The sequence below is a fragment of the Pseudomonas sp. SDO52101_S400 genome, assembly GCF_054071635.1.
In genome coordinates, this window is record NZ_JBSVWF010000011.1 from 80886 (window position 1) to 102268 (window position 21383).

24 protein-coding genes are annotated in these 21383 nt (G+C 61.6%); 10 read left to right on the top strand and 14 right to left on the bottom strand.

Annotated features, from left to right (window positions below; translation table 11 throughout):
• Positions 1-2: 2 nt before the first annotated feature.
• The 7 genes from rsd to ACW9HX_RS08040 all read right to left on the bottom strand — a co-directional run bounded on the left by rsd (position 3) and on the right by ACW9HX_RS08040 (position 6397).
• Entirely contained in the window at positions 3-461 is a 459-nt protein-coding gene (gene rsd, locus ACW9HX_RS08010; RefSeq protein ID WP_085731442.1) for a sigma D regulator, read from the bottom strand.
• Positions 462-646: 185 nt separating this feature from the next.
• Positions 647-1198: a disulfide bond formation protein B gene (locus ACW9HX_RS08015; protein ID WP_457380176.1), complete on the bottom strand. Its 552-nt coding sequence runs from the start codon at positions 1196-1198 to the stop codon at positions 647-649.
• Between the two features lie 217 nt (positions 1199-1415).
• On the bottom strand, positions 1416-2654 hold the full coding sequence (locus ACW9HX_RS08020) for a heme biosynthesis HemY N-terminal domain-containing protein (RefSeq protein ID WP_457380177.1): 1239 nt from the start codon (positions 2652-2654) through the stop codon (positions 1416-1418).
• Positions 2651-3790 (bottom strand): uroporphyrinogen-III C-methyltransferase, encoded by a 1140-nt coding sequence (locus tag ACW9HX_RS08025; RefSeq protein ID WP_457380178.1) that lies wholly within the window; start codon positions 3788-3790, stop codon positions 2651-2653. Before ACW9HX_RS08025 ends, ACW9HX_RS08020 begins: the two co-directional genes overlap by 4 nt.
• A 16-nt stretch (positions 3791-3806) precedes the next feature.
• The gene (locus ACW9HX_RS08030; RefSeq protein WP_457380179.1) at positions 3807-4574 is read right to left on the bottom strand and encodes a uroporphyrinogen-III synthase; all 768 of its coding nucleotides are present in this window, start codon (positions 4572-4574) and stop codon (positions 3807-3809) included.
• Complete coding sequence (gene hemC, locus ACW9HX_RS08035; protein ID WP_457380180.1) at positions 4571-5512, bottom strand: hydroxymethylbilane synthase; 942 nt, start codon at positions 5510-5512, stop codon at positions 4571-4573. Before hemC ends, ACW9HX_RS08030 begins: the two co-directional genes overlap by 4 nt.
• Positions 5513-5650: 138 nt before the next feature.
• On the bottom strand, positions 5651-6397 hold the full coding sequence (locus ACW9HX_RS08040) for a LytR/AlgR family response regulator transcription factor (RefSeq protein ID WP_457380181.1): 747 nt from the start codon (positions 6395-6397) through the stop codon (positions 5651-5653).
• A 471-nt stretch (positions 6398-6868) separates the two neighbouring features.
• Here ACW9HX_RS08040 and argH point away from each other — a divergent pair, with 471 nt between their 5' ends.
• A complete protein-coding gene (gene argH / locus ACW9HX_RS08045) occupies positions 6869-8263 on the top strand; it encodes an argininosuccinate lyase (protein WP_457380182.1) in 1395 nt (464 codons plus the stop codon).
• 127 nt (positions 8264-8390) lie between these two features.
• Here the strand turns inward: argH and ACW9HX_RS08050 are convergent, their stop codons facing one another.
• Positions 8391-9050 carry a glutathione S-transferase family protein gene (locus ACW9HX_RS08050; protein ID WP_457380183.1) on the bottom strand — a complete coding sequence of 220 codons (660 nt, stop codon included), beginning with the start codon at positions 9048-9050 and terminating at the stop codon, positions 8391-8393.
• A gap of 123 nt (positions 9051-9173) precedes the next feature.
• On the opposite strand from ACW9HX_RS08050, the gene ACW9HX_RS08055 reads away from it, so the two are divergent.
• The 3 genes from ACW9HX_RS08055 to ACW9HX_RS08065 all read left to right on the top strand — a co-directional run bounded on the left by ACW9HX_RS08055 (position 9174) and on the right by ACW9HX_RS08065 (position 12934).
• Positions 9174-9458 (top strand): hypothetical protein, encoded by a 285-nt coding sequence (locus tag ACW9HX_RS08055; protein WP_085708931.1) that lies wholly within the window; start codon positions 9174-9176, stop codon positions 9456-9458.
• A 191-nt stretch (positions 9459-9649) separates the two neighbouring features.
• Positions 9650-9895, top strand: a complete 246-nt coding sequence (locus tag ACW9HX_RS08060; RefSeq protein ID WP_007951883.1) for a TIGR02647 family protein — start codon at positions 9650-9652, stop codon at positions 9893-9895.
• 195 nt (positions 9896-10090) lie between these two features.
• A complete protein-coding gene (locus tag ACW9HX_RS08065) occupies positions 10091-12934 on the top strand; it encodes a class I adenylate cyclase (RefSeq protein WP_457380184.1) in 2844 nt (947 codons plus the stop codon).
• Between the two features lie 7 nt (positions 12935-12941).
• Here the strand turns inward: ACW9HX_RS08065 and rnk are convergent, their stop codons facing one another.
• The 3 genes from rnk to cyaY all read right to left on the bottom strand — a co-directional run bounded on the left by rnk (position 12942) and on the right by cyaY (position 14042).
• Positions 12942-13352, bottom strand: coding sequence for a nucleoside diphosphate kinase regulator (gene rnk / locus ACW9HX_RS08070; protein WP_007951886.1), 411 nt, complete (start codon positions 13350-13352; stop codon positions 12942-12944).
• Between the two features lie 128 nt (positions 13353-13480).
• Positions 13481-13705, bottom strand: a complete 225-nt coding sequence (locus tag ACW9HX_RS08075; RefSeq protein ID WP_457380185.1) for a DUF1289 domain-containing protein — start codon at positions 13703-13705, stop codon at positions 13481-13483.
• Positions 13706-13709: 4 nt separating this feature from the next.
• A complete protein-coding gene (gene cyaY, locus ACW9HX_RS08080) occupies positions 13710-14042 on the bottom strand; it encodes an iron donor protein CyaY (protein ID WP_007951887.1) in 333 nt (110 codons plus the stop codon).
• Positions 14043-14281: 239 nt separating this feature from the next.
• Here cyaY and lptM point away from each other — a divergent pair, with 239 nt between their 5' ends.
• From lptM to ACW9HX_RS08110, 6 genes are read left to right on the top strand one after another with little or no spacing between them, the layout of a single operon-like run.
• Positions 14282-14455: an LPS translocon maturation chaperone LptM gene (gene lptM / locus ACW9HX_RS08085; protein ID WP_007951888.1), complete on the top strand. Its 174-nt coding sequence runs from the start codon at positions 14282-14284 to the stop codon at positions 14453-14455.
• 9 nt (positions 14456-14464) lie between these two features.
• Positions 14465-15712: a diaminopimelate decarboxylase gene (gene lysA / locus ACW9HX_RS08090; protein ID WP_457380186.1), complete on the top strand. Its 1248-nt coding sequence runs from the start codon at positions 14465-14467 to the stop codon at positions 15710-15712.
• A gap of 4 nt (positions 15713-15716) precedes the next feature.
• On the top strand, positions 15717-16547 hold the full coding sequence (gene dapF / locus ACW9HX_RS08095; protein WP_096817338.1) for a diaminopimelate epimerase: 831 nt from the start codon (positions 15717-15719) through the stop codon (positions 16545-16547).
• A gap of 13 nt (positions 16548-16560) precedes the next feature.
• On the top strand, positions 16561-17286 hold the full coding sequence (locus ACW9HX_RS08100) for a DUF484 family protein (RefSeq protein WP_457380187.1): 726 nt from the start codon (positions 16561-16563) through the stop codon (positions 17284-17286).
• Between the two features lie 2 nt (positions 17287-17288).
• Positions 17289-18188 carry a tyrosine recombinase XerC gene (gene xerC, locus ACW9HX_RS08105; RefSeq protein WP_085708922.1) on the top strand — a complete coding sequence of 300 codons (900 nt, stop codon included), beginning with the start codon at positions 17289-17291 and terminating at the stop codon, positions 18186-18188.
• The gene (locus tag ACW9HX_RS08110) at positions 18185-18889 is read left to right on the top strand and encodes an HAD family hydrolase (RefSeq protein ID WP_457380188.1); all 705 of its coding nucleotides are present in this window, start codon (positions 18185-18187) and stop codon (positions 18887-18889) included. The genes xerC and ACW9HX_RS08110 overlap by 4 nt, the downstream gene beginning before the upstream one ends.
• Before the next feature lie 65 nt (positions 18890-18954).
• Here the strand turns inward: ACW9HX_RS08110 and sutA are convergent, their stop codons facing one another.
• From sutA to ACW9HX_RS08125, 3 genes are all read right to left on the bottom strand, one after another.
• Positions 18955-19281 (bottom strand): transcriptional regulator SutA, encoded by a 327-nt coding sequence (gene sutA / locus ACW9HX_RS08115; RefSeq protein WP_007951900.1) that lies wholly within the window; start codon positions 19279-19281, stop codon positions 18955-18957.
• A 102-nt stretch (positions 19282-19383) separates the two neighbouring features.
• Complete coding sequence (locus tag ACW9HX_RS08120) at positions 19384-19809, bottom strand: secondary thiamine-phosphate synthase enzyme YjbQ (RefSeq protein WP_457380189.1); 426 nt, start codon at positions 19807-19809, stop codon at positions 19384-19386.
• Between the two features lie 215 nt (positions 19810-20024).
• Positions 20025-21362 (bottom strand): ammonium transporter, encoded by a 1338-nt coding sequence (locus ACW9HX_RS08125; RefSeq protein WP_096817333.1) that lies wholly within the window; start codon positions 21360-21362, stop codon positions 20025-20027.
• Between the last annotated feature and the right edge of the window lie 21 nt (positions 21363-21383).

The window sequence follows — 21383 nt, forward strand, 5'->3', positions numbered from 1 at the left end:
GTTCAGGCCTGAACCGAATCCTCTTCCTTGTGGGCGGTATGCAGCACTTCGATCAGGCAGTCTTCCAGTTCGAAGCGCTCGTGGAGCAGCCCACCCAGCTCCTTGAATTTTTCGGCAACGCATTTGCCTTCATCGCAAAGATCGTTGAAGGCGAGCAATTTTTCCGTGATGACATCGATGCGCGGGTAGATCGTCTCGGCCAGTTCCAGGCCGCGCTTGTCGTTGAAGGCCTTGGCCTCGCCCGTCAGCTGTTCGTAGATTTCGAAATGCCCCGCCGATACGTAATCGACCAGCACGCCGCAGAACTCCTGCAAGGGCTTTCGATCCACGGAGAGTGACTGAGGTTCTGCACCCAGCTTGTCGTAGGCAGCGATCAGTTCCTCGCGCTCCTGGAGCCAGCGGTCGATCAGCAGATGAACTCCACCCCAACGTTCCTGAGCATTCTGACAACTTTCGAGCATGGCGATCTCTCTTCCCTTGTGGGTCATGCTGCCCTAATCCCGCGCCCCTTCTTGTGGGTATTGCTTTGAGAGGCGGCCAGGCAGAGCGTCATCGAGCAACACAAATCCAATGACACGTGCGGGCCAGATTATGCCCGCACGCCTATGGCTTCAAGGTACGCAGGAGAGAAAGTTCATACAAGTGTTTAATCCCTGACCAGCGCCTGATGCGACGCTTCGCCGCTGAGCGGTCGCTGCAGAGCGCTCCAGGCCAGTCGCAGCAATTGGTAAACCGCAAGGATCGACATGGCGACGAAGAACAGCAGACTCCACTCCGGAATGCTCAGGTCGAACAGCGTCCACGACAATTGCGCGCAATCCTCGCTGTCGTTGAACATCCGTGCCAGGGCGCAGAGCCACGGCAGGTGGCTGAATAATTCCTCGGTGCTGGGCGCGCACTGTGCCAGATGATGCATCGAATCGCTTTGCAGGAGCACCTGTCGCCATGCAGCCATGGTCGCGCCGAGACTGGCCGCCAGCGCACCGGACCAGTAGAGCGAAAGGCCGAAACGCCCTGGCCCATGCACAGCCGCCACACCACAGCAGGCTGTGAGAACACTCAGGAAAAGCCGCTGCACCAGGCACAGACTGCAAGGCACCAGACCTACCGCGTATTCGAGGTAATAGGAAGCTCCCAGCGCCAGTGTTCCCGCCGTGAAAGCCATAAAAAACAGGGAGCGTGAGCAGGTCAACGACATGGGTTATCCGTAACAATAAAGACAGGCAGTTACGGTAGAGGAAAGGGGCGAGGCCTTTCAAGGCGGGCCGCTGACGACACTTCACCAGAAGTGTAGGGAAATCCCGACAGACTTGAGAGGAAAGGATGTAGGCCTCTGTAGGACTTTGCGTAAGAAGCGAATTAGCGGTAACTATTCAGTCGAGAACATGAGCGAGGGAGCGTACCCCCTCGTCCATTCAGGCGTGTGCCTGTACCGGTAGAGGCGCAGCCAGCAGACGCTCATCCAACAACCCCAGACCTTCCTGGAACAGCTGGTTGCTGCGCTCGGTGTCTCCGAGTCGGGCCAGCAGTCGAGCCAGTTCCGCACAGGCTTCCGGGTTGCGCTGAGTGCGCAGGCTGCTTTCCAGGTAATCCCTCGCCTTGCCCCACAGACTGGCTTGCAGGCACAGTCGACCGAGCGTCAGCAGCAGGCTCGGGTCGGCGGGATGATCCTTGAGCCAGCCCTCGGCCGCTTGCAATTGACGCGTCGGATCACTGCCACGCACCAGGCCATAAAGCCGAGCCAAGTGGCTGTCGTACTTACGCTTGAGGGCGCTGCGCAACACCTCTTCCGCTTCGACCTGAGCACCGAGCTGGCGCAGTTGCTCAGCGTAAGCCAGGACCAGCGGCGACTCCTGACGCTGCGACGAGGTGAGTTGCTGCCAGGCACGATTGAGCGACTGCAGACCCACCGCGCCGTCTTCTTCGCGATGCGCCGCCAGCGACAGGTTCTCACCCCAGGCACGACGCTCCAGCTCGGCCAGTTCGGCAGGAGGCAGGACTTTGTCCTTTCGCAGCTCGGGCAGCATGCGGATCACCGCCGACCAGTCACCACGCTGTTGATGCAGACGCTGCAACTGACGCAGGGTCTGGACGTTATGCGGATGACGCTCGCGCATCGCCTGCAAAGTCACCAGCGCACCCTCCGTATCACCACGGTCGGTTTGCAGTTGCGCATGACTCAAGGCGATCGCCAGTTCTGCCTGAGGCTGGCGCTCGAGGGCGCGCTCCAGCAGACGATCACTTTCCTCGTAATTGCCTTGCTCGTTGGCGGCACGGGCGGCGCCGAGGTAATACAGCAGCGGTTGGCGCTCGGCCTCGGCAGCCCGATAAAGGTGACGCTGGGCGCTGGCCCAGCGGCCTTCGGCCAGATCCAGTTGGCCATGTTCGATCGCCACTTGCACGCGACGACTGCGGTTGCGGCGCGACCAGGGATTGACCACGCCACCCGACGTCAACACCAGTTCGACCAACGCCTTGATGCCCCAGATCAGCAGCCACAGCACCGCCACCAGCGCCAGCGTTGCCCACAGGCTCGACTCATAGCGGAAGCTTTTGTAGGCAACCAGCACGTAACCGGAATGCTCGGCAATCGCCAAGCCGAGGGCCGCCGTCGCAGCAATCACCAGAAACACGATGACATACAGGCGCTTCATGGCGTGGCCTCCTGCGCGGTGGAGGCAGGCTTGGCGAACGGTTTCACCGAATCTTCAGCGTTGACGTTACGTCGCTCAAGATAGGCTTGCACCGCGCTGAGGGTGCCAGTCAGGTCAGGGGTGACGACCGTGACCGGTTGCTTGCTCAGTTCCGCCACTTGCTCGAGCATGATTTTGCTCTGCGGGTTGTCCGGGTTGAAATTGCCCTTGAGCACATCCCGCGCTTCAGTCAATGCCTGGGTATAAACCGCGGCCTGACCGTTGAGGGCCGCCCATTGCGCCTGCTCGAGCGAAAGGCTCAAGGCCAGGCGCACCTGGCTCAGGCTCTGACCGGCGAGCAGCGGACGAACGTTTTTATCCGCGTTGAAATCAATGCGGATGTAGCGCGAGATCTGATCCCACCACTGCGACCAGCGACTGGCACCGTCACCATCGGAAGTCAGCCCCAACAGCGAATCGCCCCGATCCTTGTACTCAGGCGCCAGCTCAGTGAGTTCGATAACCTGATCACGCAGCGCGCCCAGACGCAGGAACAGACCGGTGCGGTCAGGCTGCTCGGTGCTGCGCAGCGCCACCAGGGTTTTTGCCACTTGTTCGCGAGCGGCAAACGAACCCGGGTCGTTCTGTTCGCGCAGAATTTCGTCGGCACCCTGCACCAGCGCCTGAGCGCTGCTGATGTCCTGCAAGGCAGAAAGACGCAGGCTGGCAAGTCTCAGCAAATGCTCGGCTTCGGCCAGGCGCCAGTCTTTGCGGCTGGCACCGAGGACTGTTTCCAGACGTTGATTGAGGCGCTGCTGATCGCCCTGGAGTTGCGCCACCAGACGCTGGCGATCAGCGAGCTCGTCGGCACCCGGCAATTGCCCGAGGCGCTCGGTCAGACGCTGATCGTTGAGCTTGAGGGTCTGGGCCTGATCGCTCAATGCCTGCACCTGACTCAATTGCTCCTGAGTGTTGGCTTGCAGGTGTCGCACCTGCCAGACACCCCAGCCACCCACCGCAACACCGGCGGCGCCGAGCAGCAGCGCGACAATGGCCAATCCGTTGCCTCGGCGCGGTTCAGCGGCCGGTGGCGGTACTTCAACCGGTGCATCGATCACAGGTTGAACGTCATCTTTAGGCAAGGCTGTTTCGCTCACGTATCCATCCTTTGCATTAGAGAACGGGTTCGGGATGCTCCCGTAACGCCGTCAGCAAGGCCGCGGCACTGGCGCCGCGACAATCCACAACTGTTCGGGCCCCGGCGGCATGTGCCTGCGCGGCGACCCTTGGGCTTGGAACAAACAACGGCATCTGCGCAAGCTCTGGCCAAGTTTCGCCGGCCAATCGGCGCAGGTGCTCAAAACCCTGTCCACTGCTGACCACCAGCCCGTTCAGGCGTTCCGCCTCGATCCGTCGGGGCAGTTCCCGCGGCGGATAGTCCGGCAGGTCACGGCGGTACAATTCCAGATACTCGACACTAGCACCAAGCGCGCGCAGGCGCTCGGCCAGCAGCTCACGCCCACCCTCCCCGCGCAGGATCAATACCTGCGAGCCGGGCACGGCCACCGCCTCCAGCAGGCGCGGCAATTGCAGCAAGGCTTCGCTGTCGTCCCCCGCGTCCGGGAAGCTCACATCCAGCCCCCGATCCCGAAGGATACCCGCGGTCGCCGCGCCCACGCTGAACCATGGCATCGACGGAGTAGCCAGACCCAGAGCGTCGAGCAAATCCACCGCGATCCGCGCCGCCGGTTTGCTGACCACGATCACCGCGCCGTAATGCGGCAGTTGGGTGATCGTGCGACGCATTGTGTCAGAGACCGGCAGTGGCGCGATTTCCAAAAGCGGCAGGCAGCTGCTGAAAATCCCCTGTCCGGCCAGCACCTCGGCCAGCGCCCCGCAATCGTCGGCGGGGCGCGTCAGCAGCAGGCGCCAGGCAGTCACTCGTGGCCTGCCTCGCCGTAGACTGCCTTGAGAATGTCGGCAGCACCCTGGCGGAGCAAGTCTTCAGCAACCTGCACGCCCAGCGTTTCGGCTGCCGCACGCGGCGCACGGGATTGCGCGCTGAGCAACTTGCCGCCGCTTGGTTCGCCCACCAGCCCCCGCAGCCACAACTGATCGCCTTCGAGCACGGCGTAGCAGGCGATCGGCACCTGGCAGCCGCCATTCAGATGTTTGTTGAGGGCTCGCTCGGCGGTGACACGGTCGGCGGTATCGGCGTGATGCAGGGGTGCGAGCAAGGCGTGGATTTCAGTGTCGGCGCTGCGGCATTCGATACCGACGGCGCCTTGGCCACCGGCCGGCAGGCTGTCGTCAACACTGATCGCAGAGGTGATGCGGTCTTCGAAACCGAGACGGATCAGACCGGCCGCCGCGAGAATGATCGCGTCGTACTCGCCGGCATCGAGTTTGGCCAAGCGGGTGTTGACATTGCCGCGCAGGAAACGGATTTCCAGGTCGGGACGGCGGGTCAGCAGTTGCGCCTGGCGACGCAGGCTGGAGGTGCCGACGATGCTGCCGGCCGGCAACGCATCGAGGCTTGAAAAGGTATTGGAGACAAAGGCGTCACGCGGGTCTTCACGCTCGCAGATGCAGAACAGTCCCAGGCCTTCAGGAAAGTCCATTGGTACGTCTTTCATCGAATGGACGGCGATGTCGGCTTCATTTTCCAGCAGCGCGGTTTCCAGTTCCTTGACGAACAAGCCCTTGCCGCCGATTTTCGACAGGGGGGAATCGAGCAGCTTGTCGCCGCGACTGACCATGGGCACCAGCGTCACCAAAAGGCCCGGGTGGGCCGCTTCCAGACGGGCTTTGACGTATTCGGCCTGCCAGAGGGCCAGTGCACTTTTGCGGGTGGCGATGCGGATTTCGCGAGAGGACATGGATCAATCCGTACTGAATAGATACGGCGGATAATAACAGCTCAGCCAAATCCACTTTGACCTGAATCAGAAACGGCGTGGCCTCCCTGGCCGGCAATGCCTGGTGAAAAGAGTTGAGAGCCGTCCGACGCCTGCGGATTAAAGCCCTTGCATCATTTTGCGCACGCCCGCCACATGGCGGCGGCTGACGATCAACGCATCACCATTCAGGCCTTTGAGGAACAACTGGAAGTGACCCAACGGTGTGCGCTGCAGCCGCTCGATGCGGTCGCGAGCCACCAGCGCGTTGCGGTGGATCCGCACGAAGCGTTCGCCAAATTCGTCTTCCAGGGCCTTGAGTGGCTCGTCCAGCAGGACTTCACCGGTTTCATGGCGCAAGGTCACGTATTTGTGGTCGGCAATGAAGTACACCACCTGGTCCAGCGGGATCAGCTCGATGCCTTTTCGGGTTCGGGCGCTGATGTGGCTGCGTGGGCCGGTGCCGCTTTCGGCGGCTGGACGAGTCAGGGCCGAAAGCTGAGCCCGATTCGGACGTTCAGCCCTTTTCAGGGCTTCCTGCAGATGTTCGGTTCGCACGGGTTTCACCACATGGCCCACGGCACTTGCCTGAAGGGCCTCCAAGGCAAATTCATCGATACCAAAGCAAAACACCACGGCGGGCGGGGTTTCGCGTTCGCACAGGCGGGCAGCGACTTGCAGGCCATCGAGGCCTGGCATGCGGATATCGAGCAGCACGATATCCGGCTTGTGGCTGTCGATCAGTGCCAACGCCTCTTCGCCATTGGTGGCGCTTGGCTCCAGGACTGTGTAGCCCTCGAGCTCGCTCACCATTCGGGCGAGGCGCTCGCGGGCCAGTGGTTCGTCATCAACGATCAGGACATTCATATTGCGCTGGATTCCTGCGTGAGTCTCGCACAAGGATAGCGTAGACAAGTGGAGTGACGTCCGTCACCGCGATCCACGCTAAGACTAGCGCGAGCGCCAAAAAGTGCCGTACGTCGGCCGGCAATATTTGCCGACACCCGGAACGCACTGCTCAAAGCTCGTCGCTGTCTGCGTTTTACGCAGGGTATGCCGATGGTCAATACACCCACCCCTCTCTTCTTATAGTCGGCGACCAGACCTTTGCGCGATCCGCAGTCGCGCCGACCCTTAGTCCTACTGTAGACGCTCGCCGGGCCGATATTGCTCAATCGGAAAATATCCTTGAGCAAATCCCCCGGAACCGGCGGCGACTATGAACCCCGACATGAGAAAAAAACGTATCGACCAGTGTCAGCGACAGGATTGGCAACCCTGTTATTATCCGCGCCAGCGTTTCACGCCTACTTTCTTCAAGCCGATACGAGCGAATTCATGAGCACTGACAAGACCAATCAGTCCTGGGGCGGCCGCTTCAGTGAACCCGTCGACGCCTTCGTCGCCCGCTTCACCGCCTCCGTCACTTTCGACCAGCGCCTGTATCGCCACGACATCATGGGCTCGATCGCCCACGCCACCATGCTGGCCAAGGTCGGCGTGCTGACGGATGCCGAGCGCGACAGCATCATCGATGGCCTGAAGACCATCCAGGGTGAAATCGAGGCTGGCCAGTTCGACTGGCGCGTAGACCTCGAAGACGTGCACATGAACATCGAAGCACGCCTGACCGACCGCATCGGCGTCACCGGCAAGAAGCTGCACACCGGCCGCAGCCGCAACGACCAGGTCGCCACCGACATCCGCCTGTGGCTGCGCGACGAGATCGACCTGATCCTGGCCGAAATCACCCGCCTGCAGAAAGGCCTGCTGGAGCAGGCCGAGCGCGAAGCCGGCAGCATCATGCCGGGCTTCACTCACCTGCAGACCGCCCAGCCCGTGACGTTCGGGCACCACATGCTGGCCTGGTTCGAAATGCTCAGCCGCGACTACGAACGCCTGGTCGACTGCCGCAAGCGCACCAACCGCATGCCGCTGGGCAGCGCCGCGCTGGCCGGCACCACCTACCCGATCGACCGCGAATACACCGCGCAGTTGCTGGGCTTCGACGCCGTCGGCGGCAACTCGCTGGACAACGTGTCCGACCGTGACTTCGCCATCGAATTCTGCTCGGCCGCGAGCATCGCGATGATGCACCTGTCGCGCTTCTCCGAAGAGCTGGTGCTGTGGACCAGTGCGCAGTTCCAGTTCATTGATCTGCCGGATCGTTTCTGCACCGGCAGCTCGATCATGCCGCAAAAGAAAAACCCGGACGTGCCGGAACTGGTACGCGGCAAGACCGGCCGCGTGTTCGGCGCCCTGATGGGCCTGCTGACCCTGATGAAAGGCCAGCCACTGGCCTACAACAAGGACAACCAGGAAGACAAGGAACCGCTGTTCGACGCCGCCGACACCTTGCGCGATTCGCTGCGTGCCTTTGCCGACATGATCCCGGCGATCAAACCGAAACACGCGATCATGCGTGAAGCGGCGCTGCGTGGTTTCTCCACCGCCACCGATCTGGCCGACTACCTGGTGCGCCGTGGCCTGCCGTTCCGTGACTGCCACGAAATCGTCGGCCACGCCGTGAAGTACGGCGTCGACACCGGCAAGGATCTGGCGGAAATGAGCCTGGAAGAACTGCGTCAGTTCAGCGACCAGATCGAGCAGGACGTGTTTGCCGTGCTGACCCTGGAAGGCTCGGTGAATGCCCGCAACCACATCGGCGGCACTGCGCCGGCGCAGGTCAAGGCTGCTGTTGCTCGCGGGCAGGCGCTGATCGCCAGCCGCTAAAAGCCAAAGCTTCGCGAGCAAGCCCGCTCCCACATTCGATCTGCTGCGAACACCGAATGGTGTCCAATCGAGATCAAGTGTGGCAGCGGACTTGCTCGCGAAAGCTATCTCGAAAGCACTAAAAAACTTACTTCTTCGCAGCGATCATCGCCAAAAACGCCGGCATCGCCGCGTCCTTGTCCGCAGCAATCTTCTGCACGTGCGAATTCTGCTCAAGCCGCTCCAGCAGCGCCTTGGCCTTCGGCATCTCCGCCAGCAAATCCAGTCCGAACAGCTTATGCCCAACCGCAATCGCCGGCGGCACGCTGTAAAGAAAGTACAGGTCAGCAATGCTCAGACTGTCGCCCGCCACATAGGGAGCGAACTTGCCATGGCGACCCAACGCGGCGAACCCCAGCAGCAGTTCGGTCCTGGACTTTTCCTTGATCGCTTCAGGCAGCACCGCGCCGAAAAACGCTTCGCCGAAGCAGGCCCGGGCCGGCAGTTCGATGTACAGCTCGATTTCCTTGGCCAGCGCCAGCACCTGCGCACGCTCGAACGCGTCGACCGGGAGCAGCGACACACCCTTGCCAGTACTTTCGAGGAACTCGAGGATGACCGCCGTTTCGTTGATGTAACCCCGCTCCGTGCCCAACACCGGCACCTTGCCGCGGGGACTGATCTTCAAAGACTCTGGAGTCTGGGTCGGATAGAACGTGACTTCTTCGAACGGCAGGCCTTTTTCCAGCAACGCCAGTTTGACCATGTTGTAGTAGTTGCTGACTGAGAATCCGTAGAGCTTGAACATCACATAGCCTCCAGGCCGTGCGGGGTGGGCAGTGCCTGTTTATAGATCGCTCCGGGGATTCCTGCCAGCAGCATCACGCCGCTGAATGCGGGTAAACTGGCGCCTTTCCTAGAGGAGCCTGCCATGAGCGAGCCGACAGACATCGATAACGACGAAGAAGAGTTCACCGAGAGCACTTTGATCGAAGCCATCGAAAACCAGATCGAAAGCGACAACCCGCCAGCGGCCAAGGCGACGTTCAACAAGCTGACCCTGGTCGGTTACGAGCGTGAGGACATCCTTAACCTGATGGCCCACGTGCTGGCTTACGAGATCGACGCCATGCTCGATGACGACCGCGCATTCAATACCGAATGGTACGAAGCAGCCCTTCGTGCACTGCCCGAGTTGCCACCGGAAAAGCCGTAACCGGGCACCCCGATGTGGGAGCAGCTCTGCTCCCACACAATTTGTCACCCATCTCTGCGGCCTTCTCCCGGCCCCTGACTACACTGGAATCCACCCCCGAGACAAAAACCCTGGCGCACACTGGACAGGCCGCGCCGGCAGGTTCACCTTAGGGGCGCTGTCGTCCAATTCCTAGAAAGTCTGGAGTCCTTATGTCGCTTACCCCTGAGTTGGTTGCCGAACTGGAAGTCCTCGCACTCTTCAACCTGGACAGTTCCCAGGAAGGTCTGAAAATTCATCAGACCGCTGCCCCGAAGCACATTGCCGCCGCACAACGCCTGTTTGAAAAAGAACTGACAGACCAGCCTGATGGCGGTTACCTGACCAGCCTCGGTCGCGATGCCGCACAAAATGTGCAAACCGTACTGACGATTCTGAAAGAGCAACAAACCGCCTGATCCTCCCGACTTCGCCCACGGAAACCTCTGCCACGGGATTTCCGCGGGCCAGCCCGGCTGCAAGCCATCGCCACGCGGTAGAAATCTGGCGTCAAAAAAACAAATTCAGCTTAATGCTCGCACTGCACAGGCGCTAAACTCCCCCGCATTCCGTGACCCTCTGCCTCCGAGCCCTGCGAGCCGGTTTGAGTCGACATGACCCGCACCCATGAAATCCGCCCCGACCTGGACGAGGGAATCGACCGCAAGGTACTCAGCCAGCTGCGCGCACGCTTTCTCAAACTCAACGAAGGCCGCCTGAACCGGGCGCTGGAAGGTCTGTCGACGCGTCAACAAAGCGTGCTGAACTTGCTGCCGCTGTTTTTCCACGTCAATCACCCGCTGTTACCCGGTTATGTCTCGGGCAGCACACCGGCCGGGTTGTCGAATTACGAACCGGACGCCGATGCACTCGCCGAAGCCCAGCGCCTGACGCGCTCGTTTTCCTACAAGCCGCGCCACGGCAGTAATCCGCCACGGCCGATTCACGGGCTGTTCCTGATGGGCAGTCTCGGCACCCTGGCCCAGGCTGACCAGAGCGACATGGACGTGTGGGTCTGCCACGCACCCGACCTGAGCGACAGTGAACTCGCCGAGCTGCGCAAAAAGTGCCAGTTGCTTGAAGTCTGGGCCGCGAGCCAGGGCGCGGAGGCGCACTTCTTCCTGATCGACCCGGCACGCTTCGTCAAAGGCGAACGTGACACCCAGCTCAGCTCCGAGGATTGCGGCACCACCCAGCATTACCTGCTGCTGGATGAGTTCTACCGCACCGCGATCTGGCTGGCCGGGCGCACGCCGATCTGGTGGCTGGTGCCGGTCTACGAAGAGCGTGCCTACGATCAGTACACCCACACGCTGCTGTCCAAGCGTTTCATCCGCAACGATGAAACCCTCGACCTTGGCCCACTGGCACACATTCCGCCGGGCGAGTTTGTGGGCGCCGGGTTGTGGCAGTTGTTCAAGGGCATAGAGTCGCCTTACAAGTCGGTGCTCAAGCTGTTGCTGATCGAGGTCTACGCCAGCGAGCACCCGCAAGTGCAGTGCCTGAGCCTGCGCTTCAAGCAGGCGGTATTCGCCAACCGGCTGGACCTCGACGAGCTGGACCCGTACATGGTGGTTTACCGCCGTATCGAGGAATACCTCACCGCACGCAACGAACCGGAACGACTTGAACTGGTGCGTCGGGCACTGTACCTCAAGGTCAACCGCAAGCTTACCGGCACCATCCGCACCCAGAGCTGGCAGCGTTCGCTGCTGGAAAGGCTGGCCAGCGAATGGCACTGGGACCAGCGACAACTGGCGCTGCTCGACAGCCGCAGTCAGTGGAAAGTCCGTCAGGTCAGCGCCGAGCGCCGGGCATTGGTCAACGAATTGAATTACAGCTACCGCTTCCTCACCCAGTTCGCCCGCACCGAGCAGACCGTCAGCCTGATCAACAAACGTGATCTGAATGTGCTCGGCCGGCGACTGTACGCCGCGTTCGAGCGCAAGGCCGACAAGGTCGAGTTCATCAACCCCGGCATCGCCCCGGATCTGGCCGAAGACACTCTGACCCTAGTGCAGTCGCCGAACAAAAAAGAGCCGGGGCAAACCCACTGGGGCCTGTACAACGGCAGCCTGACGGCGCTGGAGTGGGAACACTTCGCACCGATCAAGCGCAGCCGCCAGCTGTTGGAACTGCTGACCTGGTGCCATCGTAACGGCGTGATCGACAGCAGCACTCGCCTGGCCCTGCATCCCGGCACCAGCGATTTGAGCGAGTTCGAGCTGTTCAATCTGCTCGGCAGCCTGCAGCAAAGCATCGCCCTGCCTTTGCCAACCGTCGCCGAAGAACCGCTGCTGCACGCCAGCGTGCCGAGCGAGGTGTTGATACTGGTGAATGTCGGGGTCGATCCGCTCAAGCATCATCGCGACCTGAACATCCTGATGACCACCGAGCGCACAGACTCCCTGAGCTATGCCGGCGTGCGCGAGAACCTCGTGCTGACCCTCGATCAGGTCACGCTCAACAGTTGGAACGAAGTGCTGGTCAACCGCTTCGATGGGCCGCATGCGCTGCTCGACTGCCTGCGCGATTACCTCAACAACCTGCCGCGCGGACCACAGCAACCATCGCTGCGAGTGCGTTGCTTCTGCCACAACCGTGCGCAATTCATCGCCCGCCGGGTGGAAGAGATCGTCGACACCGCGCAGAACCTGTTGCTCAGCGACTTGAATCACCGCTACCTGATCCAGGTGCAGCAGCACTATCACGTGCTGGAACTGGTGCCGGGCCAGGTCAGCCATGTCGCTCTCGCCACCCTGCCGGCACTGCTCGATTACCTGGGCGAGGAACAGCCGCGCTACAGTCCGCTGCACCTGGACCCGATGGCGCTGGAAGACCACGACCTGGCGCTGATCCTGCCAATGGGTCAGCCCGAATCCATTCAGGTGTTCTACCGGATCACCGAACAAACGGCCGAGCTGTACGTGCTCGACGAATTCAATGCACTGTGGCAACAACACTTGCCCTATCACGACGAGCAAAGCCTGTTGGTGCCGTTGCAGCGATTCCTGCAATCGATCCAGTTCCGGCGCGAAGCGCTGCTGCCGATGGCGTCGAGCCAGCCTGCCAGCCTTGAAATCTTGTATTACCAGTTATTGCCATCAGGACCGGGACGCGCGCGACGGGTCGAAATGCGGCCAGCACCGCAGACGCCAGTCAACAAACCGTTCTACGACGTGCAGGCGATCATCGGCAAAGCCGCACCGGGCGAGGTGCAGGTCACGTTGTATTGCAATCAGCGGGAGTTCAGCGAACTGGAACATGGCGACCAGCTGTTCAGCGTGGTCGCGCGGGAAATTGTCGGGCAGCGCCGGGAAACCGAGCGTTACCGCTGCTACATCACCGACCTCGACCTCTCGGGTGTGATCGGTGACGGGCAGGGTTCGAGCAATCTGTATCTGCGCTACAAGGCCGACCTGGAACGCTCTCTGAACGAGGCGCTCGAGCAGGTCTGAGGCGGGGTTACTCCGGGAAATCGCCGCCGTTGGCCGGCTGCGATTCGACTTCCAGCAGGGTCAGTTTCAGGGTCTTGCCACCCGGTGCCGGCCAGTCGATGTGCTGACCAACCTTCAGGCCCAGCAGCGCACTGCCGACCGGAGCCAGGATCGATACCTTTCCTTCGTCAGCGTTGGCGTGCTTCGGGTAGACCAGAGTCAGGTGATAGTCCTTGCCGCTGCTCTCTTCTCGGCAGTGCACACGGGAATTCATCGTCACGACATCGGCAGGCACTTCATCGTGGCCGACCAGGGTATCGGCGCGGTCCAGTTCGGTTTGCAGCGCGATCACGCCCGGCAGCGTGTCATCCAGGCTGTCGATCAGGCGCTCCAGACGTTGCACGTCCAGACGGGTAAGGGTGATGGAAGGTGCGGTCATGATCCGGGCAGACTCCTTTCTTCTGCACACAAAAAAAGCAAAACCCCGCCACAAAAGACGGGGTTTTCACCAGGCCTCGATGGGTTGAGGCGTTTCCGGACACTATCACAGCTCAAAAAATATACAAGCTACGTCCCGGAGCGCTGCCTGCGCTGTATCGCCTGCGCGCAGATTACCCGGCGGCGCTCGTCATCGGCCGAGCGCCATTCACGGATGTCTTCGACATGCCGCATGCAGCCGAGACAGACCTTCCGCTCATCCAGCCGACACACACCGGTGCACGGCGAAGGCACGGCCGGGCTGACGTTACTGTAGAGCGGCTTCGGCGGACGGGCGGGAGCGGTGTCAGTCACGAAATCACAAGCCTTCGAAATCGAATTCGGTACCGGCCTGCTGCTTGACGATGCGTTCGAGCATCTCGCCCAACTGCTCTTCGCTCTTGTCGCACATCCAGCGTTCGCTTTCTTCGTCGTAGTCGAAGTGGAAACCACCGGACACAGCGGCCAGCCACAGCTGACGCAACGGTTCCTGACGACTGAAGATCAGCTGGGTGCCGTTCTCGAACTTGACGGTCAGCACACCGGCCGAGTTCTCCATGTCGATGTCCAGGTCGCTGTCGTCGAAGATGTCTTCCAGTTTTTCCTGGGTTTCATCGACCAGATCGTGGAAACGGGCTTCGGACAAACTCATTGCGGCAACCTCAAAAAATGTCTTATCAGGCTCAAGCGCCGCAAGATACGGTCGCTGCCAGCCGATTGCAAAGGATAACGACCAAGCGCCCTGCCCGGCGACGAAATATGCACCCGTCATGCAGGAAAAGTTTCCTCTACACAGCCCGAGCCCCGCCGGACGGGAGTTCCGTCGCATAGGCAAGCTGCCGGGTGGCCGGTATACTCCGGCGCAATTAACGCATATTCAAGGATTTCGCCATGAAGCGCCTGATCTCTTCCCTTGCTGCGCTCGTCGCGGTTGCCTGTCTCGTTTCGGCCTGCGGTCAGAAAGGCCCGCTGTACCTGCCCGATGAAGATCAGGACCCGGCCGAGCAAGCCCAGTCTTCGCAAAAGCAGCCTGTCTCCAAGGCACACAAGCACGACGTTTACTAAGGGATCGCCATGGACGCTTTTAACTACCGTGGCGGGGAGCTGTTCGCGGAAGGTGTGGCGCTGTCCGCCATCGCCGATCGCTTCGGCACACCGACCTACGTCTACTCCCGCGCCCACATCGAGGCTCAGTACCTGGCCTACGCCGATGCGCTGGCCGGCATGCCGCATCTGGTGTGCTACGCGGTCAAGGCCAACTCCAACCTCGGCGTACTGAATGTCCTGGCCCGTATCGGTGCCGGTTTCGACATCGTCTCCCGTGGCGAGCTGGAACGCGTCCTGGCCGCCGGCGGCAGCCCTGACAAGATCGTGTTCTCCGGCGTCGGCAAGACCCGTGACGACATGCGTCGCGCGCTGGAAGTCGGCGTGCATTGCTTCAACGTCGAATCCACCGACGAGCTGGAGCGCCTGCAAGTGGTTGCCGCCGAGCTGGGCGTTCGCGCACCGATCTCGCTGCGCGTGAACCCGGACGTCGATGCCGGCACCCACCCGTACATTTCCACCGGTCTCAAAGAGAACAAGTTCGGCATCGCCATCGCCGACGCCGAAGACGTGTACGTGCGTGCCGCGCACCTGCCGAACCTGGAAGTGGTCGGTGTCGACTGCCACATCGGCTCGCAACTGACCACTCTTCCTCCGTTCCTCGATGCCCTCGATCGCTTGCTCGATCTGGTGGATCGTCTGGGCGATTGCGGCATCCATCTGCGCCACATCGATCTGGGTGGCGGGCTGGGTGTGCGTTATCGCGATGAAGAGCCGCCATTGGCCGCTGATTACATCAAGGCTGTGCGCGAGCGTCTCGACGGTCGTGATCTGGCGCTGGTATTCGAGCCGGGCCGCTTCATCGTCGCCAACGCCGGCGTGCTGCTGACTCAAGTCGAGTACCTCAAGCACACCGAGCACAAAGACTTCGCCATCGTCGACGCAGCCATGAACGACCTGATCCGCCCGGCCCTGTACCAGGCGTGGATGGACGTGACCGCAGTCAAACCGCGTGTCACCGCCGCACGCAAGTACGACGTGGTCGGCCCGATCTGCGAAACCGGCGACTTCCTCGCCAAGGATCGCGAACTGGCGCTGGAAGAAGGCGACCTGCTGGCCGTGCATTCGGCCGGTGCCTACGGTTTTGTGATGAGCTCCAACTACAACACTCGTGGCCGTGCCGCCGAAGTGCTGGTAGATGGCGATCAGGTATTTGAAGTGCGTCGCCGCGAGACCGTGGCCGAGCTGTTTGCCGGCGAAAGCCTGCTGCCGGAGTAACCCCATGCTGCTGCGTTTTACCAAGATGCACGGCCTGGGCAACGACTTCATGGTCCTCGACCTGGTCAGCCAGCACGCGCACATTCAGCCCAAGCACGCAAAAATGTGGGGCGACCGACACACCGGCATCGGTTTCGACCAGTTGCTGATCGTCGAGGCGCCAAGCAATCCGGATGTGGATTTCCGCTACCGGATCTTCAACTCCGACGGTTCCGAAGTGGAGCAGTGCGGCAACGGTGCGCGCTGCTTTGCGCGCTTCGTGCTCGACAAGCGCCTGACCGCCAAGCGCCTGATTCGCGTCGAGACCAAGGGCGGGATCATCGAACTGGACGTGCGTAACGACGGCCAGATCGGCGTGAACATGGGCGCCCCGCGCCAGGTTCCGGCGGACATTCCGTTCCAGGCGACCGAGCAGGCTCTGAGCTATCAGGTGGACGTCGACGGTACATCGGTCGAACTCGCAGCGGTGTCGATGGGCAACCCCCACGCCGTGCTGCGTGTGCAGGACATCAACACCGCACCGGTGCATGAGCTGGGGCCGAAAATCGAACACCACCCGCGCTTTCCGGCGCGGGTCAACGTCGGTTTCATCCAGGTCATCGACCGTAACCGCGCACAATTGCGCGTCTGGGAACGTGGCGCCGGGGAAACCCAGGCCTGCGGCACCGGCGCCTGCGCTGCTGCTGTAGCTGCGATCAGCCAGGGGTGGATGGATTCGCCACTGCTGATCGACCTGCCGGGCGGGCGCCTGTCCATCGAATGGGCAGGCCCTGGCCAACCGGTGCTGATGACCGGTCCGGCAGTGCGTGTATACGAAGGACAAGTCCGTCTTTGAGTGAGCAGAAGTCATGACCGATAAGCCTCAGGTACCCGCCCGACAGTCCGGTGAATCAGCGTCCGAGAGCCTGGAGGCGGCAGCGGTTGCCGCGTACCTGGAGGCTCATCCGGACTTCTTCGTCGAACATGAAGAACTGCTGCCATCCCTGCGCATTCCCCATCGTCGCGGCGACACCGTGTCGCTGGTCGAGCGCCAGATGTCCATCCTGCGCGACCGCAACATCGAGATGCGTCACCGCCTCTCGCACCTGATGGACGTGGCCCGGGACAACGATCGCCTGTTCGACAAGACCCGTCGCCTGATCCTCGCCCTGATGGATGCTGCGACACTGGAAGATGTGGTGATCAGCGTCGAAGACAGTCTGCGCCAGGACTTCCAGGTGCCCTTTGTCAGCCTGATCCTTCTTGGTGACAACCCGGCTCCGGTCGGCCGCTGGGTGACCCACGCCGACGCGCAAACCGCCATTGGCGGCCTGCTCACCGAAGGCAAAAGCGTCAGCGGCAGCCTGCGCGAACACGAACTCGACTTCCTGTTCGGCGAAGAGCAGCGCAAACAGATCGGCTCCACCGCCGTGGTCGCTGTCAGCCACCAGGGCATCCACGGGATTCTGGCCATCGCCAGCCGTGATCCGCAGCACTACAAGAGCTCGGTCGGCACGCTGTTCCTGAGCTACATCGCCGAAGTCATGGGCCGCGTGCTGCCACGGGTCAACAGCTCCCTGCGCTCGGTACGCTGACCATGGAAAGACAACTGGACGCTTACTGCGAACACCTGCGCAGTGAGCGGCAGGTGTCGCCGCACACGCTGTCGGCCTACCGACGCGACCTCGATAAAGTCCTCGGCTGGTGCAACAAACAGAACGTCGGCAGCTGGCAGGCCCTGGACATCCAGCGCCTGCGCAGCCTGATCGCCCGCCTGCATGCCCAGGGCCAGTCTTCACGCAGCCTGGCGCGACTGCTCTCGGCGGTGCGCGGGCTCTATCACTATTTGAATCGCGAAGGCCTCTGCGATCACGACCCGGCCACGGGTCTGGCACCGCCCAAAGGCGAACGCCGTCTGCCGAAAACACTCGATACCGACCGTGCCCTGCAACTGCTCGAAGGCGCCGTGGAGGACGATTTCCTGGCCCGGCGCGATCAGGCGATTCTTGAGCTGTTCTACTCCTCCGGCCTGCGCCTGTCGGAGCTGACCGGGCTCAACCTCGATCAACTCGACCTCGCCGATGGCATGGTCCAGGTGCTCGGCAAAGGCAGCAAGACGCGCTTGTTGCCCGTCGGCAAAAAAGCCCGGGAAGCACTGGAACAATGGCTGCCGCTGCGTGCGCTGACCAACCCGGCGGATGATGCGGTGTTCGTCAGCCAGCAAGGTCGACGCCTCGGGCCACGAGCAATTCAAGTGCGGGTCAAACTGGCCGGCGAGCGTGAACTGGGGCAGAACCTGCATCCGCACATGCTGCGGCACTCTTTCGCCAGCCACTTGCTGGAATCCTCCCAGGACCTGCGCGCGGTGCAGGAGCTGCTCGGCCACTCGGACATCAAGACCACCCAGATCTACACCCATCTGGACTTCCAGCACCTGGCGGCGGTCTACGACAGCGCCCATCCACGGGCCAAACGCATGAAAGGCGACGATTCATGAGCATCCAGTTGATCACCTTCGACCTCGACGACACCCTGTGGGACACCGCCCCGGTGATCGTCAGCGCCGAAGCGGTTTTGCGCGAATGGCTGAGCGAACATGCGCCGAATCTGGGCGCAGTGCCGGTGGAACATCTGTGGTCGATCCGCGAACGGGTGCTGGCCAGCGAACCGGGACTCAAGCACCGCATCAGTGCGTTGCGTCGGCGGGTGCTGTTCCACGCCCTGGAAGAAGCAGGTTATGCCCACGGTGAAGCCTCGGAGCTGGCGGACAAGAGTTTTGAAGTGTTTCTGCATGCCCGGCATCAGATCGAGGTGTTCCCGGAAGTCGAACCGATCCTGGAAACCCTCGCCAAACATTACGCCCTCGGCGTGGTCACCAACGGCAACGCCGATGTGCGCCGCCTCGGGCTGGCGGATTATTTCAAGTTTGCGCTGTGCGCCGAAGACATCGGCATCGCCAAGCCGGATGCGCGCCTGTTCCATGAAGCCCTGCAGCGCGGCGGCGTGAGCGCCGACGCGGCGGTACATATCGGCGATCATCCGGGGGATGACATCGCCGGGGCACAGCAGGCCGGCTTGCGTGCCATCTGGTTCAACCCGGCCGGCAAGGTCTGGGAAGCAGAGCGTTTGCCGGATGCCGAGATTCGCAGCCTGAACGACCTGCCCGCTGTGCTCGCCCGTTGGAACAGCCGCGGGTAGATTTCCTGCACCCATGAAAAAGCCCGCAGCGACGGCGGGCTTTTTCAGCAAGCAAGCGACTCGCCTCAGATAGGGCGGCTACCGTACTTGTTGTCCGGCTTCTTGGGCGGATCGGCGACCACATTGGCCTCCACTTCCTGCACCTTGCCGCCGCGCGCAAGGAACTCTTCCATGGCCTTGGCCAGGGCATCGCGCTCCTTGTTCTTGGCTTCGATGCTCGGCAACTCATCGACCGACACCGCAGCCTTGGCCTTGCCTTTGGCAGCCGGGGCCGGCGTATCGTCACCGCCATCGTCTTCAGCAACGTCTTCCGCTGCTGCTTCCAGACCGTCCTCGGCCTCGTCTTCGTCGCCTACTTCGAGGTCGTCGTTTTCCAGATCATCGTCGCTCATGTTCTACCTCATGACTTGCGAAAAGCAGATTAGTTATAGACCAGCTTTAGCGACTGTCGAAAGTCGCCGTAAAAAAATCGGTAACCATTGGTGACCAACGGTTTATGCCCCTTCACCGTGCAAGGTGGCGAGGACTTTGCGGGCACCGCCATGATCGCGGTGCTCACCCAGGTAAACGCCTTGCCAGGTGCCCAGTGCCAGCCGACCCGCCGAAACCGGCAGGCTGATCTGACAGCCCAGCACGCTGGCCTTGAAGTGCGCCGGGAGGTCGTCCAGGCCTTCGTCGTTATGCTCATAGCCGTCTGTTCCTTGTGGGATCAGACGATTGAAAAATCGTTCGAAGTCGCGACGTACCGCCGGATCGGCGTTCTCGTTGATGGTCAACGACGCCGAGGTATGCTGCAGCCACAAATGCAACAGACCGACCCGGCATGCCTTGAGTTCAGGCAGTCCGGCGAGCAACTCTTCCGTTACCAGATGAAAGCCCCGGGGCCGTGCCCGCAGGGTTATCAGAGTCTGTTGCCACATACAGTTCTCCGCACGTTCGGGGCGCATTCTAGCGCGCTCTGAAAAAAAACAAAGGCCCTAATATTCCTTCAATGGTGTAAGCCATTGGCCGTAGAAAAACCCCCGTCGTAAACACGACCAAAGCAGTACGAAAAATCCTTTCAGCCATCTCGAGGATGACAAATTCCGGACAAAAAAATGCCCGGAGAACCGGGCAAGTTTTTTTAGGCGCTTGCTTACAGGTTGTAGCCGCGCTCGTTGTGTTGTGCCAGGTCCAGGCCTACCGATTCTTCTTCCTCGGTAGCGCGCAGACCCATCACGGCATCCAGCACTTTGAGAATGATGAAGGTGACGATCGCGGTGTAGATCACCGTGAAGCCGACGCCTTTGCACTGAATCCAGACTTGCGCGGCAATGTCGGTGACGGTGCCGAAGCCACCCAGCGCAGGCGCGGCGAACACGCCGGTCAGGATTGCGCCGAGGATACCGCCGATACCGTGCACGCCGAACGCGTCCAGGGAATCGTCATAACCGAGTTTGCGTTTCAGGGTGGTCGCGCAGAAGAAGCACACCACGCCTGCGGCCAGGCCGATGATCAGCGAACCCATCGGGCCCACGGTGCCGGCGGCCGGAGTGATTGCCACCAGACCTGCAACCACGCCGGATGCGATACCCAGTGCGCTAGGTTTGCCGTGGGTGATCCACTCGGCGAACATCCAGCCCAGTGCGGCAGCGGCGGTTGCGATCTGGGTGACCAGCATCGCCATGCCGGCAGTGCCGTTGGCGGCCGCAGCGGAACCGGCGTTGAAGCCGAACCAGCCGACCCACAGCATCGCGGCGCCCATCAGGGTGTAACCGAGGTTGTGCGGCGCCATCGGGGTGGTCGGGAAGCCTTTGCGCTTGCCCAGCACCAGGCACGCCACCAGACCGGCGATACCGGCGTTGATGTGCACCACGGTGCCGCCGGCGAAATCGAGCACGCCCCAGTCACCCAGCAGCGAGCCCGGACCGCTCCAGACCATGTGCGCAATCGGCGCGTAAACCAGGGTGAACCACACGCCCATGAACACCAGCATCGCGGAGAACTTCATGCGCTCGGCGAAGGCACCGACGATCAGCGCCGGAGTGATGATGGCGAATGTCATCTGGTAAGTGACGAACACGGCTTCAGGGAACAGCGCCGCCGGGCCAGTAATGCTGGCAGGCGTGATGCCCGCGAGGAAGGCCTTGCCGAAGCTGCCGACGAAGGAGTTGAAGTTGACGACGTTGGCTTCCATCCCGGTGGTATCGAACGCCATGCTGTAGCCATAAAGGAACCACAGGATGGTGACCAGGCCAGTAATGGCGAAGCACTGCATCATCACGGAAAGAATGTTTTTCGACCGAACCATGCCGCCGTAGAACAGCGCGAGGCCGGGAATGGTCATGAACAGCACGAGGGCCGTCGAGGTCAGCATCCAGGCGGTATCGCCGGAATTGAGGACTGGAGGCGCCACCGGATCTGCCGCCAAAGCCAGGCCGGGCATTACGATGGACAACAGGGCGCCTAGCCCTGCGAATTTACGCAGAGTCATATTGTTTTCTCCTGGGGCGTT

What these genes read in the sequence shown, in the direction of transcription:
- ACW9HX_RS08125 (WP_096817333.1), bottom strand. Translation starts at nt 21,362, where the DNA reads ATGACTCTGCGTAAATTCGCAGGGCTAGGCGCCCTGTTGTCCATCGTA.
- rsd (WP_085731442.1), bottom strand. Translation starts at nt 461, where the DNA reads ATGCTCGAAAGTTGTCAGAATGCTCAGGAACGTTGGGGTGGAGTTCAT.
- ACW9HX_RS08065 (WP_457380184.1), top strand. Translation starts at nt 10,091, where the DNA reads ATGACCCGCACCCATGAAATCCGCCCCGACCTGGACGAGGGAATCGAC.
- dapF (WP_096817338.1), top strand. Translation starts at nt 15,717, where the DNA reads ATGCTGCTGCGTTTTACCAAGATGCACGGCCTGGGCAACGACTTCATG.
- ACW9HX_RS08060 (WP_007951883.1), top strand. Translation starts at nt 9,650, where the DNA reads ATGTCGCTTACCCCTGAGTTGGTTGCCGAACTGGAAGTCCTCGCACTC.
- ACW9HX_RS08110 (WP_457380188.1), top strand. Translation starts at nt 18,185, where the DNA reads ATGAGCATCCAGTTGATCACCTTCGACCTCGACGACACCCTGTGGGAC.
- ACW9HX_RS08015 (WP_457380176.1), bottom strand. Translation starts at nt 1,198, where the DNA reads ATGTCGTTGACCTGCTCACGCTCCCTGTTTTTTATGGCTTTCACGGCG.
- ACW9HX_RS08020 (WP_457380177.1), bottom strand. Translation starts at nt 2,654, where the DNA reads ATGAAGCGCCTGTATGTCATCGTGTTTCTGGTGATTGCTGCGACGGCG.
- lptM (WP_007951888.1), top strand. Translation starts at nt 14,282, where the DNA reads ATGAAGCGCCTGATCTCTTCCCTTGCTGCGCTCGTCGCGGTTGCCTGT.
- ACW9HX_RS08055 (WP_085708931.1), top strand. Translation starts at nt 9,174, where the DNA reads ATGAGCGAGCCGACAGACATCGATAACGACGAAGAAGAGTTCACCGAG.
- ACW9HX_RS08050 (WP_457380183.1), bottom strand. Translation starts at nt 9,050, where the DNA reads ATGTTCAAGCTCTACGGATTCTCAGTCAGCAACTACTACAACATGGTC.
- ACW9HX_RS08120 (WP_457380189.1), bottom strand. Translation starts at nt 19,809, where the DNA reads ATGTGGCAACAGACTCTGATAACCCTGCGGGCACGGCCCCGGGGCTTT.
- cyaY (WP_007951887.1), bottom strand. Translation starts at nt 14,042, where the DNA reads ATGAGTTTGTCCGAAGCCCGTTTCCACGATCTGGTCGATGAAACCCAG.
- rnk (WP_007951886.1), bottom strand. Translation starts at nt 13,352, where the DNA reads ATGACCGCACCTTCCATCACCCTTACCCGTCTGGACGTGCAACGTCTG.
- hemC (WP_457380180.1), bottom strand. Translation starts at nt 5,512, where the DNA reads ATGTCCTCTCGCGAAATCCGCATCGCCACCCGCAAAAGTGCACTGGCC.
- argH (WP_457380182.1), top strand. Translation starts at nt 6,869, where the DNA reads ATGAGCACTGACAAGACCAATCAGTCCTGGGGCGGCCGCTTCAGTGAA.
- ACW9HX_RS08040 (WP_457380181.1), bottom strand. Translation starts at nt 6,397, where the DNA reads ATGAATGTCCTGATCGTTGATGACGAACCACTGGCCCGCGAGCGCCTC.
- xerC (WP_085708922.1), top strand. Translation starts at nt 17,289, where the DNA reads ATGGAAAGACAACTGGACGCTTACTGCGAACACCTGCGCAGTGAGCGG.
- lysA (WP_457380186.1), top strand. Translation starts at nt 14,465, where the DNA reads ATGGACGCTTTTAACTACCGTGGCGGGGAGCTGTTCGCGGAAGGTGTG.
- ACW9HX_RS08100 (WP_457380187.1), top strand. Translation starts at nt 16,561, where the DNA reads ATGACCGATAAGCCTCAGGTACCCGCCCGACAGTCCGGTGAATCAGCG.
- sutA (WP_007951900.1), bottom strand. Translation starts at nt 19,281, where the DNA reads ATGAGCGACGATGATCTGGAAAACGACGACCTCGAAGTAGGCGACGAA.